Annotated in this window: 11 protein-coding genes; 2 read left to right on the top strand and 9 right to left on the bottom strand. The window is 49.1% G+C overall.

Going from position 1 to position 14,539, the window contains the following annotated elements:
• Positions 1 to 9: 9 nt before the first annotated feature.
• The gene (rlmD, locus tag BBW69_RS04555) at positions 10 to 1,362 is read right to left on the bottom strand and encodes a 23S rRNA (uracil(1939)-C(5))-methyltransferase RlmD (protein WP_188210552.1); all 1,353 of its coding nucleotides are present in this window, start codon (positions 1,360 to 1,362) and stop codon (positions 10 to 12) included.
• Positions 1,363 to 1,425: 63 nt separating this feature from the next.
• Between rlmD and BBW69_RS04550 the strand changes: the two genes are divergently transcribed.
• A complete protein-coding gene (locus tag BBW69_RS04550) occupies positions 1,426 to 2,442 on the top strand; it encodes a L,D-transpeptidase (RefSeq protein ID WP_188210551.1) in 1,017 nt (338 codons plus the stop codon).
• A gap of 81 nt (positions 2,443 to 2,523) precedes the next feature.
• Here BBW69_RS04550 and BBW69_RS04545 read toward each other — a convergent pair whose 3' ends face one another.
• From BBW69_RS04545 to rpsT, 5 genes are all read right to left on the bottom strand, one after another.
• A complete protein-coding gene (locus tag BBW69_RS04545; protein WP_039854296.1) occupies positions 2,524 to 2,808 on the bottom strand; it encodes a PepSY domain-containing protein in 285 nt (94 codons plus the stop codon).
• Between the two features lie 149 nt (positions 2,809 to 2,957).
• Positions 2,958 to 4,766: an aspartate--tRNA ligase gene (gene aspS, locus BBW69_RS04540; RefSeq protein WP_107960617.1), complete on the bottom strand. Its 1,809-nt coding sequence runs from the start codon at positions 4,764 to 4,766 to the stop codon at positions 2,958 to 2,960.
• A 60-nt stretch (positions 4,767 to 4,826) separates the two neighbouring features.
• Complete coding sequence (locus BBW69_RS04535; protein ID WP_111727309.1) at positions 4,827 to 5,528, bottom strand: DUF502 domain-containing protein; 702 nt, start codon at positions 5,526 to 5,528, stop codon at positions 4,827 to 4,829.
• Positions 5,529 to 5,673: 145 nt separating this feature from the next.
• Positions 5,674 to 6,810 (bottom strand): phospholipase A, encoded by a 1,137-nt coding sequence (locus tag BBW69_RS04530; RefSeq protein WP_188210550.1) that lies wholly within the window; start codon positions 6,808 to 6,810, stop codon positions 5,674 to 5,676.
• Between the two features lie 171 nt (positions 6,811 to 6,981).
• Complete coding sequence (gene rpsT, locus BBW69_RS04525; RefSeq protein ID WP_003676672.1) at positions 6,982 to 7,245, bottom strand: 30S ribosomal protein S20; 264 nt, start codon at positions 7,243 to 7,245, stop codon at positions 6,982 to 6,984.
• Between the two features lie 298 nt (positions 7,246 to 7,543).
• Between rpsT and BBW69_RS04520 the strand changes: the two genes are divergently transcribed.
• Positions 7,544 to 8,686, top strand: coding sequence for an extracellular solute-binding protein (locus tag BBW69_RS04520; protein ID WP_036492029.1), 1,143 nt, complete (start codon positions 7,544 to 7,546; stop codon positions 8,684 to 8,686).
• 107 nt (positions 8,687 to 8,793) lie between these two features.
• Here BBW69_RS04520 and BBW69_RS04515 read toward each other — a convergent pair whose 3' ends face one another.
• The 3 genes from BBW69_RS04515 to murI form a co-directional block, all read right to left on the bottom strand.
• A complete protein-coding gene (locus BBW69_RS04515; protein ID WP_188210549.1) occupies positions 8,794 to 11,523 on the bottom strand; it encodes a lactoferrin/transferrin family TonB-dependent receptor in 2,730 nt (909 codons plus the stop codon).
• A gap of 86 nt (positions 11,524 to 11,609) precedes the next feature.
• Positions 11,610 to 13,391 (bottom strand): transferrin-binding protein-like solute binding protein, encoded by a 1,782-nt coding sequence (locus tag BBW69_RS04510; RefSeq protein ID WP_188210548.1) that lies wholly within the window; start codon positions 13,389 to 13,391, stop codon positions 11,610 to 11,612.
• 139 nt (positions 13,392 to 13,530) lie between these two features.
• Positions 13,531 to 14,343, bottom strand: coding sequence for a glutamate racemase (murI, locus tag BBW69_RS04505; RefSeq protein WP_039854299.1), 813 nt, complete (start codon positions 14,341 to 14,343; stop codon positions 13,531 to 13,533).
• Positions 14,344 to 14,539 lie beyond the last annotated feature (196 nt).

The following is a 14,539-nucleotide window of genomic DNA, read 5'->3' as shown; positions in this document are numbered from 1 at the left end:
CATTAAGCTTTACTTTTTATCCTTAAATCCTGCCTTGCGGATTTCCGATGTCAGTTCAAATACTGCGATAGACTCAACATGGGATGTATGGGCAAACATATTCATTATTCCCACCTGGCCGAGGATATAGCCTTTTTCAACCAATACGCCCGCATCCCGTGCTAAAGTAGAAGGATTGCAGGACACATAAACGATTTTTTTCGGGAGATAAGGCGGCTTCAATGACCTAACAACTTCATACGCACCGCTTCTGGGAGGATCTATCAACATTTTGTCAAATTTTCCCCATGAGGCCACCGTATTCTCGGTGCAATCAAAGAGGTTGGCAGCAATAAAATCTGTTTGTCCGCCGCAACCGTTTAACCGTGCATTTTGCCGGGCACGTCCGACCAGATTTTCCGCACCTTCGACACCAACCACACTCGCTCCGCTCTTAGCTATGGGCAGACTGAAATTGCCCAAACCGCAAAACAGGTCTGCAACTCGCTCACCCTGACGTATGTCGAGCATTTTTACGGCGCGTGAAACCATCAGCCGGTTGGTATCTGTATTAATTTGCGTAAAATCTCCCGGCCGGAACGGCATTTCAATGCCGAATTCCGGTAATGTATATTTTAATGTCGTATCCTTTTGGGGATAAAACGGTTCCGATACCTTTCCTTCGATTTGCAGCCAAATCTGCCAGTCATCCGACAATTCCGAATCAAACCACTGCCTAATCCGGTTTTCATCATTCTGCCGAAGTTTGCTTTTGAACGCGATGTTCAATACGGTGATTTCACTGCCGCGATAAAACTCGGCAAAACGGGCAATACTTCCCTCTTCCGCCAAATCCTGCAAAAGCTCCCTGATGGCCGGCAGCTTGTCTGAAACAGGCTTCGGAATCAGCATACATGACGAAATGCCCACCACATCATTCGTTTTCTTTGCCTGAAACCCCAGTTTCAGACGGCATGATTTGTCTAATGACACACTGAACCGCGCCCTATCCCGATAATGCCATACATGTCCGTAAATCGGCGGCAATATCTGCTTCGGTTTGACCTTGCCGATACGCTCGAGCTGCTCTTCCATAATCCTTTGTTTGAACGCCACCTGTGCTGTCGGAGAAATATGTTGCAGGGAACAACCGCCACAGCGTTCAAAATAACGGCACTGCGGGACGGTACGCTCATCCGAAACTTTGAATATCGCTACCGTTTCCGCTTCGTCAAACTGCTTTTTCTGTTTGGTAATCTGAAAACCGACTCTTTCAGACGGCAATGCCCCTTTAATAAAAACCGTTTTACCGCCGACCTTTGCCACGCCCCTGCCTTCATAATCCAAGGCGGAAATTTCCGCAACATTTACTTCCATCTCCATTCCCAAATCCGTCCGTACTGTACCGAAACGCATATTTTCGCACAAAACCTCACGGTTTCAGGTATGATTTGCCAAAACACCATCGAACACACACTATATTTTGATATGAATAAAACAATCTGCCTCACCGCCGTACTGTCTATAACCAGTTTTTCATACGCGCATACAGTTATTCCCGATGTTTCCCCCATTGCACAAGGTCAACATGTCTTCATCAACATCCCTCAGCAACGCCTGTTCCTCTACACTGACGGCAACCTGACCAAGGTCTATCCCGTTGCAGTAGGACGAGCCATGACTCAGACCAACTTAGGTGAACATAAAATCGGTGCAAAAGCCTACAACCCCGTTTGGCACATCCCCAAATCCATACAAAAAGAACGCGGCGACGGCGTGAAAACCATAGCCGCAGGTCCGGACAACCCTCTAGGGCCGGTTTTTGTCCGCTTAGGCGACCCGAAACTAGGTTTGGGCATACACGGAACCAATGCACCGGCCAGCGTTCCCGGAGTCCGGAGCCACGGCTGCGTCCGCATGAAATCGCCCGATGCGCTCGAATTTGCCAAAACCATCGCCACAGGCTCGCCTGCATCTGTCATCTATCAAATGGCCAGTCTCAACGAAGATGCAGGAAACAACCTTTGGCTTGCAGCCTTCCACGACCCTTACGGTAAGAACAACCTTGACATTGCCTCGCTGAAAAAAAGTATTGCGCAATGGGCAAAAACACAGGGTAAAACCATCGCATCCGGAAAAATCGATGCCGTACTTAAAGCACGTACCGGCGCGCCCGTCTGCCTGACCTGCGGCAAAAACGGCAAGCTAAAGATGCCACTCAGGTCGCTGGCATGGATGCAGGGTTCTTCCGCATACAGCCAACCCGAAACACCGGCCCAAGTCATCCAATCCAATCCTGCCGAACCGTCTGTCCCGCAGACTGAAGAAAAACAGCCGACTCAAAGCATCCGCCCCGTTCCCATCCTGCCGTCCAATAGAAGGCCTACTGTCGAATCCGTACCTCAGGCAGAAACAGAAACCCTTGAAAATACTGATTCTGAAACGGTCGACCTGCTGTTCTAGACCATTCTTTCCAGCAAAAACAAAATGCCGTCTGAACTGTCTTTCAGACGGCATTTCGTATTCATCTTCCCATCAAAGAAATCAGTAATCAACCTGCTCTTTGATAATTTTCAAGTCAGGATAAGACAACACGATGTCGTATTCACGACCGTTTTTATAGGCCTCTACTTCCAGAACAGGCTTACCCCAATGGTCGTCGGCATCGACATCGTGAACTTGATAACCGCGCTGTTCCAACATTTTCACAGCTTTTACGCGGTTCTGTTCAAAATTGGGATCACCGTAAATCTGACGCTCTGCATGGTCACCGGCAAATGCAGCAGCGGCACTCAGGGAAATAACAGCGGCCAATAACAATTTTTTCATTTTCAGTCCTTTCTTTATCGACTTATTGAACAAGAAGTGTTTTTCAATGCCGCTATTAAAACACAGCCAAATTAGGTTCAAATTAGCAAAAAGTTAAAAAGCGTAAAATGCCGTCTAAAAAAACAGAGCCGTAAACGGCTCTGTTTTTCTTACACTTCTTTAGTTTCGGTTGCCTTCTGGCGCAAACGCAAACTTAATTCGCGCAGCTGCTTGTCATCCACACTGTTAGGTGCATTGGTCAGTAGACATTGTGCACGTTGTGTTTTCGGGAAGGCAATCACGTCACGGATAGATTCGGCACCAGTCATCAGTGTAACCAGACGGTCGAGGCCGAATGCAAGGCCGCCGTGAGGAGGCGCACCGAATTTCAGGTTGTCCAAGAGGAAGCCGAATTTCTCTTGTTGCTCTTCAGGGCTGATTTTCAGTGCGGCAAATACTTTCTCTTGTACGTCTGCGCGGTGGATACGGATAGAGCCGCCGCCGATTTCCCAGCCGTTCAATACCATGTCGTAGGCACGAGCCAAGCAGTTTGCAGGGTCGGAAACCATCAGGTCTTCATGACCTTCTTTAGGCGCGGTAAACGGATGGTGTACGGCAACGTAGCGGTCGGCTTCTTCGTCGTATTCGAACATTGGGAAGTCGACAACCCACAAAGGTTTCCATTCGTCTACGAAGTAGCCGTTATCTTTGCCGTGTTCCAAGCCGACTTTGATACGCAAAGCGCCGATGGCTTCGTTCACGACTTTGGCTTTGTCTGAGCCGAAGAAGATGATGTCGCCGTTTTGCGCGCCGGTACGCGCAATGATTTCTTTCAGGGCGTTTTCAGACAGGAATTTCACGATTGGAGATTGCAGGCCGCTGTCTTCGCCGTTGGAAAGGTTGCTCACATCGTTTACTTTGATGTATGCCAAACCTTTCGCACCGTAGATGCCGACAAATTTAGTGTATTCGTCGATTTCTTTGCGGCTGAATTTCGCACCGTTAGGCACGCGCAGAGCGACTACGCGGCCGCCTTTCATGTCGGCTGCACCACGGAAGACTTTGAATTCTTCCGTTTTCATCAGATCGGTCAATTCGGTAAATTTCAAGTTGATGCGCATGTCCGGTTTGTCAGAGCCGTAGTAGAACATGGCTTCAGAGTAAGGCATGCGTGGGAAGTCGCCCAAATCTACATTCAAGGCATCTTTGAAGACTTGTTTGGCCATGCCTTCAGTGATGTCCATGATTTCATCCTCGTTCAAGAACGAGGTTTCCAAGTCGATTTGAGTGAATTCAGGTTGACGGTCGGCACGCAAGTCTTCGTCACGGAAACATTTGGTGATTTGATAGTAACGGTCGAAACCGGCTACCATCAGCAATTGTTTGAACAATTGCGGAGATTGCGGCAGAGCGAAGAATTCGCCCGGATGAACGCGGCTCGGCACGAGGTAGTCGCGCGCGCCTTCAGGCGTGGAGCGGGTCAGCATCGGGGTTTCGATGTCGATGAAGCCTTGTGCGTCCAAGTAGCGGCGAACGCCCATGGCGACTTGGTAACGCAGGCGCAGGTTGCGTTGCATGGCAGGACGGCGCAAGTCGATAACGCGGTTGGTCAGGCGAACGTTTTCGCTAATGTTTTCATCGTCAATTTGGAACGGAGGCGTAGCGGCAGCGTTCAAGACTTCGATTTCTTTGGCAAGGATTTCGATTTTGCCGGAAATCATTTTGTCGTTGGTCGTACCTTCTGGACGATTGCGTACGCGGCCGGTAATGCTCAAAACGTATTCGTTGCGGGCGGAATCGGCAGCGGCGAATGCTTCCGGAGTGTCAGGGTCAATCACGACTTGGACGATGCCTTCGCGGTCGCGCAGGTCGATAAAAATTACACCGCCGTGGTCACGTCGGCGGTGTACCCAGCCTTTGACGGTAACGGTTTGGTCTAAGTATTGCTCGCTAATCAGACCGCAATAGTTGGTACGCATAAAATCACCTTTTATTATTGATTTGAACTGAAAACAGGAAATGCCGTCTGAACGACGGCGTTATTGTTGTTCGGGCAAATCCGCCTTTTCAGACGGCATAGGTTCTGCCAATGTTTTAACGGGCAGGTCATCAGGCATGACCATACCTAAAGAAATAACATATTTCAATGCTTCGTCCACGCTCATATCGAGTTCGCGCACATCGCTTTTCTTAACCATAATATAGTAACCGCCGGTCGGATTTGGCGTGGTCGGAACATACACGGAAAGATAATCGTCATCCTGTGGCAATGCACCCTTAAGTGCGTTCGACACCTGCCCTGACACGAAAGCAATCGTCCAAATACCGGGCTGGGGAAACGGTACAAGTACCGGTGTTTTAAACGAACGGCTGCTGTCGGAAAGCAGGGACTCGGATACTTTTTTAACACTCGAGTAGATGGATTTCACAACCGGAATCCTACCCAACAAGCTGTCCCACGCGGCAAGAATCTGCCGGCCCAATACGTTTGCGGCAAATAATCCGGTTACAAATAATACTGCAATGGCAACAATAACGCCGAGTCCGGGGATGTTGAACCCCAAAACGTATTGCGGACGCCATTGTCTCGGAAGCAGGTTAACGAGTTGGTCGGATGCGGAAACGATATAGGAAATAACCCAAACCGTTACCGCAATCGGCAGCCAGACCAAAATGCCTGTAATCAGATATTTTTTTAACGCCTTGGCAGTTTTACCGCCTTCGGCTGCAGGTTCCGTCATCTTGCTTGATTCCGACAAAGTTTGTGCAAACTGCGCATTATACGCTCTTGCCAGAATTCAAACGAGCTTTTTATCTCATACACCGTAAAGCCCCCGATGACTTCAGACGGCACCGCCGACTTGATATTACTTACCCGAACACGGTTCAGATACCGTCCCAATCATTAAACATCAAACCGAAACCGATACCGCTCTGTTTGCGGTTATAGTCGATAAGGCTCTCTCCATAACCGTGAAAGCCGCGCACTACACCCTTAAGCTTGCCTGTAATGGGAAAAGTATAGGCAGCCTCTACTGCGCCATAACCCGTTTTAGGGTTGTAACGCAGCACTGAATACACATTCTTCCTGTCATTCAAACGGTACTGAACTTTCACATCGCCATAACCCATATAGTCGGCAATATCCGGGTTGTCGTTTTGATCACCTCCTTGATCAAATACGCGCATCCACACACGCGGCACCACGGTCAACTTTCCCCATTCCATCCCCGCCACAGCATAAATCCTATTCCACGAACGCGACTCCGGACGGCTTTGCCCGTTGGACTGGTGAACAAAACCAGCACCGAGCATACGCAGCCTACCGCCCCAAGGCAAGTCAGCCTTCACAGGCTGGGTCAGGAAGATTTCAGGCTTATAATCCGTATTTCGGAACGGTGCGGATTTCCTGCCCTGATTGAAAATCTGCCAGTCTGATTTCTGCGTATAACCGAACCACAAATCCGCACGGCTTTTGAACAAATCCTCAGCGATTTTGCTTTTAAACGAAATCTGAAGTTTGGTTTCCGCACGCTTTTGCTGCCCGAATCTCTCTTGTTCGGTTATGCCGCGCGTCGGTGAACTCGGAGAATAGTTGGGCGAACTGTTGTACCAAAACGGCATAAGGTACATTGGATTATGCTCGCGTACACTCAGAAGCCCTCGCGTATCGTTTCTATCTAAATCATACATCAGGCTCAACGGCGTATATGTAGCTTCTGTAGCTCCCGCTTGATCGCCGGACGGCACATCTTCATCAACCACGATTACAGCCTCTTTCTTATCTAAGCTGCTTCGTACGGTTTCGGTAAGATTAAGTACAGATTTTGCCTCATGCTGCCCGGATTTTCCCGGCATATCCGGCAACCGTACCGCAAATATTCTGTCATAACACGCCAAGCGTAAAGCATCGTCTTTCAAATTATGACATTGCACCGCAGTCTCGGCGAAGGCAGACGCAACCGGTAGCAAACCTATCAAAAAAATATAACGCATTTTCTGTTTATTCATCTCCATCCCCATTGCCGACACATTGTTTTAAGACGGTATTTTATAGCGTGTTCAAATAAAAAACCGTACATTTTCCGATATTTTAAGCTTTGGCCTTCCCAATGCGAAAAACCCCGAAACCGTCAGGCCTCAGGGTTTTTTGCTTATTACATATAAAAAACCGCCTTGGCGGTTCTGCAAAAATCAAGCCAGGGCTTTTACTTTTGCAGACAAACGGCTTTTGTGACGTGCCGCTTTGTTTTTATGGAATACGCCTTTATCGGCGATACGGTCGATAATTTTAACAGACTCTTTGTAAACCGCTTGTGCAGCTGCCTTATCGCCTGCTTCGACTGCTTTCAATACTTTTTTCACTGCAGTACGGAATGCGGTACGCAGGCTAGCATTGTGTGCGCGTTGTTTGACGGACTGGCGGGCACGTTTGCGTGCTTGTGCGCTGTTTGCCATGTTGGAATCTCCTGAAAAATAAATTCTCTAAACGCGCAATTTTAAAGAGGGTTTACATTATATGCAAGTCTTTTCTCCTTATTATTACACAGGAAGGTTTCACAGCCCGTAAAAACGGTCAAAACTGCAACCCATTTGGCGAACCTTTCGCAAACAAGGCAATTTTTTAGAAAAATCAGTTCAATGCGCTTTGGTTTTGCAAAAATTTACTTTACAATAGCCGCGCCTTGCGCCGGGGTATCAATGGGGCGCTTGGTTTCTTTTTTTATCCAACCTCTTTCATCAGGAATCTGCCCGTATGAAAAAATCTGTATTAGCCGTATTGGCCGCATTGTCTTTGGCCGCGTGCGGCGGTGGCGAGAAAAAAGCCGAGCAACCTCAAGCAGGCAGCGCGCCTGCTGCCAATGCCGAGGCAGCCGCCACCGATACTTTGAATATATACAACTGGTCAAACTACGTTGACGAAAGTACCGTCGAAGACTTCAAAAAAGCCAACAATTTGAAGCTGACTTACGATTTGTATGAAAACAACGAAACCCTTGAAGCCAAAATGCTGACCGGTAAATCCGGCTATGACTTGGTTGTGCCAGGTATTGCCTTCCTGCCGCGCCAAATTGAGGCAGGTGCATACCAAAAAATCAACAAGGATCTGATTCCGAACTACAAAAACATCGACCCTGAATTGCTGAAAATGTTGGAAACTGCCGACCCGGGCAATCAGTATGCCGTTCCATACTTCTCAGGCGTGAATACGATTGCGATTACGGCGAAGGGCAAGGAGCTTTTGGGTGGAAAATTGCCTGAAAACGGCTGGGATTTGCTGTTTAAACCCGAATACACCAACAAGCTGAAATCTTGCGGCATCGCTTTGTGGGATACTCCGAGCGAAATGTTCCCAATCTTGTTGAACTACTTGGGTAAAGATCCTAAAGGCTCGAATCCTGAAGATTTGAAAGCGGCGGCGGAAGTGTTAAAGTCTATCCGTCCTGACGTGAAACGTTTCAGCCCTTCCATCATTGACGAATTGGCGCGCGGCGACATCTGCTTGGCGGCAGGTAACGGCGGCGACTTGAACTTGGCCAAAGCGCGTTCCGAAGAAGTGAAAAACAATGTCGGCATCGAAGTGTTGACGCCGAAAGGTATGGGCTTCTGGATTGAATCTTGGTTGATTCCGGCCGATGCGAAAAACATCGCCAATGCCCACAAATACATCAACTACACGCTCGATCCCGAAGTGGCTGCGAAAAACGGTATTGCCGTAACCTTCGCACCGGCCAGCAAACCTGCACGCGAAAAAATGCCTGCCGAGCTTGTGAACACTCGCTCTATTTTCCCGAACGAGCAAGACATGAAAGACGGTTTCGTGATGCCTCAAATGAGCGCAGATGCGAAAAAACTGTCTGTCAACTTGTGGCAAAAAATCAAAGTCGGTTCCAATTAATCCGGAATATTGAAAAATGCCGTCTGAACAGAATTTCAGACGGCATTTCTAATTTTACCGAAATATCCGTGCCGTTTATCTATTGCCTTGATGCACGGTTGCTTAGGTTAAAACTTCATCTCTAAAGTCAGGGTGTAATTTCGTCCCGGTGCGGCGTAGCGGTTATACCTGCCGACATTATTGTGCCTATTAACCGCTCCTTCGGCAGTCTGCCTTACAGACTCCCAAGTGGTATACCGGTAGTTGAAGAGGTTATACACGCCAGCGCGCAGGGTCAGGTGTTTCTTGATATTGTAATATCCGGAAACATCCGTAACATGCCAAGGCCGCGTCCGCCGTGATGCTGCTTTTTTAGCATTGGCATTACCGTTCAACAGCGCCTGGCTGCCGAGCAGTTCGTCAACAGATTTTGCCTTGGAATAAGTAAACATCGTATTGATGCCCCATATTCCGTCAGGATGGTCGTAACCCAAACCCAATACATATCGTGAAGGTTGGACGGCATCAAAAAGATATGAAGTTACAAACGTCCTGTCGGCGCGTATATCGGCATCTTTGACCTTGATACGGTTATAGGCAAGCGTGGAATACAACCCGTCCGGCAACCCGCCCCATACACCGTGCCAATCGATTTTACCCAAAATATTGATACCGGCTATCCGTGCATTTTGAGCATTTCGGTATCCGGGGTCGCCAGAAGCCAAAGTTTGCCCGTTTTGAGTTCGGGTTTCATAACCGAATGCAATCAGGTCGCGATAGGCATTGTTGAAATAGCTGGCTTCCAAATTGCCGAAGTCCCCTTTAAATACAATACCTGCCTCTCTATTAAAGGATTTTTCCGGTTTCAGATCCAACGTTTTCAAAGACTCCCCGGCTCTCCAGCCGTACATTTCGGCAAACGACGGCAGACGGAAGCCCGTAGAAGCGCGATAAGTCAAATCCATCCAGGTGAAAGGCTTGAGGACTACGCCTGCGTTCCAAGAAAGGTTGCGGTGAGTGCCGGTAGAGACACTCTTATCTTCCGAATGCGTACTGCGGTAATCGTAACGTATGCCTGCTCCGACATCTGCCCACCTGCCCAAACGGACATTGTCTTGAACGGCTGCATAATAACCGTTGCCGCCGATATTCCTCGGTGTGCAGTCTGTATAGGTGTTATTGCCGAAACGGCATATCGGCGATGTATTGACCGTGGTCTTGCCGATAGACACCCAATACGGTTTGCCTTGGCTTCCGTTGGGCGACTGCGCCCCTTCCGGAGTTTTCGATCCATATGCCTGAACTGCGTTTTGCAGATAATAATCGCTGTGGGACAATTGCGACTTAAAGCGGTCGTACCCTAGATTGATACTCAAATTGTGACGGATTTTGGCCGTATCAAATGCCTTTTTAAATACTGCTTGGAACAGGTTTCGGCTTTCTTCATAAATCATCCGGTCGGATTTATAGAAGGAATACGGTTTATTGCCGTCGGGACGGCAATTTTTATCCGAACCGTCGTGAGAGCAATGCGTCTGCTGCAAACGGTTGTCCAAATCTATACCTTGCCGGTCATAAGAAAGTCGGGCGTAATCGGCCCAGGTATCCTTGTCAGCATTATGGTAAACATATTCGACCCCGTACCGGTTTTTGGTATGGCGTTCATCATAAAACACGCCGGTACCGTAACCGATACCCTGCAATGTACCGCCCTCTCCATGAACAAACAGCCTTTCTGCCTTATTATTGCCCGAATATTTGCCAAAGCCGCTCGGCGTACCGTTTCTCCGGACGCTGTCATTCAGATCGGCCTCGGTAAAATAGGCAGGAACAGTCATATCCCGTGTATCAAAGGTCTGCTGCGTACGTTCAAGAACGGCTCCGACATAATGTCGGTTGTCCAAATGCCAACCCGGTCGGAACAGCCATGATTGGCTGCCATACTCAAGCGGGTCCGCAAGGAAGCGGCTGGGGCCGGTATAATCCTGCGTGCTGACAGTTTTGCGCTCATCTTTGGCCAAAGCATCTTTTTTCGCATTGTCTTTACAGGCCGCATATCCATTGGGGCATTCTTCTTCGACAATGAAATTTGCGTACGGATGGGTATCCTCGACCGGCACCAGCCGGTTGAAGCTCTGCACACCCTTGCCAGCATCTTTATGCGCATGGATTTCCTGCCCCCGCCGTTTAGTATAAATAAGGAGAGCTTCCGCGCCGCCGCTGCGTCCTGCAAGCGCAAGGGACTGTGTCAGGGCATGGTCTTTTCCAGAATAGGCAGTTTTACTCTGAATGCCCCACTGTTTTCCCTCTCCGATAATGTCGGCTGCGGTTTTGGTTTGAAATGCGACCGAACCTGCCAATGCGCCGTTTCCGTATTCTGATGAATTCGAACCCTTGCTGATTTCAACGGCCTTGACGTTTTCATACTCAATTTCATTGATTGCGCCGCTGCTGCCCGCCGTCCTCGTCCCACCCAATGCCGCCTGCGCGGTGTAAGACTGTATTTGCGAAACGCCGTCCACCGTTAAGGAAACGCGGTTTTTATCCATGCCGCGTATTGAATAGCCGGAACTTGCGCCCCGACCCTGTTCGACCACGGCAATACCCGGATCGTAACGGGTCAGGTCTCGGATATTCAATACCTGTTCTTTACTTAGCGTCTCGGAAGATTTGACCAGCTTGCCCAGCCCGGTTACTTCGTTATCACGGCGGGTTTTCTGTTTTTTCGCATTCACCTGCACGGTATCGAGCTGCTTTTCCCCCACTTGTCCGGACGGTAAAACATCCGCATAAGCAGGCAGCGCAGTCATCAGCGACAGGCATAAAATATTTAATCGGAACAAATGTTGCTGTTTCATATCATTTCTCTACTTACTGCCTTCAAACGGCATTTAAAGCCGATATGCCGTCTGAAGAACTTTCCTCTGCCAACCGGCAGCCCAGTTTACCGGACAAGCTGTTGGCGTTTCGTACCGAATACCACTGCCGCCTTGCCGCTTTCTCCCTCCAATGTGTTTCCGGAGAACGATCCGCCCATCTCGATGGCGTTTTTGCCGTAGAAGCCGCCGGACACATCTGCACGAATATTCGTCCGTTTCGGATCGATGGTATTTTTCGGATCTAATGCAAAGCCGCTTTCACCGGTTTTCGCCACACCTGAAAAACCGTTGCCCTGAATCTGGGCAGTGATGGTGAATACGGGGGCAATGCGGTCTTTCGCCGTCAGCATACCGTTGAGGGTTTTCTCGGCAAAATTAACTTTAAACTCAGCCCGGTTACCGCCTTCCTTATCGGAAGGTTCGGCACTCCAGCTCGTACCATTAACAATAGTACCCGACCATGTACCGCGATATACAGCCGGCTCGGCAGTTGTTGGCATTTCGGATACTGCCGTACGGCTGCCCTGCAGGAACATATCGTGCGAACCGCCGTGTTCCAACACCCCGAAATGCAGATAATCCAAATTGGAGCAGCATGCCGACACCTTCACGCCGTCTTTCTCAAATACATGCTGGAATGCCGTCTGAGTGCCTTCGGACGGCACAAGCGCAAGCTCCACGCCGTCAATCAGCAGTTTGGCCACGTTGCCGAAGCTGTCAATCTGTTTTTTCACAAAATCCGCACCGATGCGGTAAGCGTCCATAAAGGTTTCAGCCAATGGTTTTTCTGCATCGTCTTTCTGTTTCGCGCTGAATACGGCAAGCACTTTCTTATCGTTTGCCAAAAACTTGCCGCCCAACTCGTCGCCCTGAGGCCCGTAGAAACCACCTTCCAGACTGTCAGAATCAGAAACGAAGGGGTGTTCTTTCTCATTAGCATTTTTATCCGCTGCCAACGCCTTACCTTTGAAGCGGTTACCGTGCAGGTTAGCCTGAATGTCGTAACGTTTAATTTGTTTGGCTTTATTTTCGGTTTCGTTATGGGTAATCCGGTTATTGCGGTAGAGCGCGCCGGTCATGGTCTTGGCGGCGAAGTCCACCTCAAACTCGCTGGTCAGCCCGAAATCGGTATGACCTTCCGGTGCATCCTTTTTATTGAGCAACACATCTTCGTTGGCAGACAAAGCCCCATACCTATCCCCCGCTGGAAAACCAGCCAACTGGGAAAATTTTTGTCCCATCTTGGCATCGGTTACATAATCCCAAGTACCTTTATAACCTACCTTACCCATCGGCAGAGCTTGGGAAGGATTACTGCCTTTGTAGAAAAGGTAGCCTTTCGGACCGTTGAGCGCACTGCCATTGATTCTTTCCATCGGCAAGCCGTCGCGGTAGATATAGCCCGAGCGGACATACTCGAATTTCGTGTATCCTTCCACGCGGCTTTTGCCGTCCCCACCCGGCTGAATAGACTCGTTCAGAGTTCCGTCAGTCATATTCGAGATTTCATCCTTTTGGGGAAACTCATCTGGCTTACCCGCACCTAATTTCTCCCAATCCGCTTCTGATAATGCCTTATGCTCATTCTCTGGTTTCTTCGGAAAATAGAACCGGCGCGGTATTTTGGCTGCAAAACCGTAAGCCGAACGTTCGTTTTCCGCCGCCTGCGCTTCACCGGGTTTTGCCGGTTTTTCAGTCTGTTCGTCTTGGTATTTCGGTGCTTCGGACTGTGGGTTGCGCTGTTTCGTTTCCACGCTGTCCAAATCGAAACTGCCGCCGCCCGCGCAGGCAGAAAGCAGCAGCACAGGCAGGATGCCGGCTGCTTGGGCAATAAGTAATTTTTTCATATCAACTTTTTTAAAAATGATAATAGTTCATATTGTATTAACTTAAAATGTAATTTGCAAACATTTTCTGACGTACTTTCACAAAAAAACACCCGCACATCCTTACTCCGGATATGCGGGTGTTTGAGCAAACCTTGGCCTAACCCAAAGACACCATTTCAATCTGCTCCATCGTCCTACCCAGAAAACGCTCTCCTATCGTTCTGAATTTCAAAGGAATATCGCTGACATAAAAACGATAGTCGGGATTATTGTTGTCAGTATTGAGTAATCCCTCCTGCGCAAGGACGCGTGCGGTTTCTTCAGCCGTCGTAATTGCAGAATCAACCAACGCAACATTGCCCGCCTCCCTGCCGATTAAGGGCTTGAGCAAGGGAAAGTGCGTGCAGCCCAACACCAGCGTATCGATGCCGTCTGCAAGCAATGGTTTGAGGTATTCGCATACGGTCAGGCGGGTAACTTCATGTTCCAACCAACCTTCCTCCACCAAAGGGACAAGTAGCGGCGCAGCCTGCGTGCGGACGAGCGTATCGGGGTTGTTCCTGTGAATGGCGCGCGCATAAGCATTGCTGTTAACTGTCGTATTGGTGGCGATAATGCCAATTTTATTGTTGCGTGTCGTTGCCAGCGCGGCTTTCGCGCCGGCGGAAATCACGTCCAACACAGGCATATTGCCCGTCTTTTGACGGATTTTCTGCCCCGCCACCGCCGCAATCGTATTACATGCGATAACCATCGCCTTAACATCGTGTTCCAGTAGAAAATCGACAATCTGCATGGAGAAATGCTCAATGGTCGCCTTCGACTTCGTTCCATAAGGCACACGCGCCGTATCGCCGAAATAAATGATGTTTTCCATCGGCAGCCTCTCCATCAGCGCGCGCACATTGGTCAAACCGCCGATTCCTGAATCAAAAACACCGATGGGTCGCTGCCTGCCGATATTTTCCATCTTTTTTCCAATCTGTCCTAAACATACAATCCGCGTATTGTACACGCGCCGCTTTTTCTTGACAGCCATGCCGTCTGAAAGCAGAACGTGTATTTGGCTGTTATAATGCTCGGACAGGAAGCATCCGCCCCTCGGGTGCAAAATTTGCAAAACCTGCAAAACTGCCCATAATACCCCCAACCTTACAACAAACCGT

Origin of the sequence: Neisseria sp. RH3002v2f, assembly GCF_014596375.1 — a bacterium.
Taxonomy (GTDB): Bacteria; Pseudomonadota; Gammaproteobacteria; order Burkholderiales; family Neisseriaceae; genus Neisseria; species Neisseria cinerea.
This window is presented reverse-complemented; position numbering and strand designations above follow the sequence as displayed.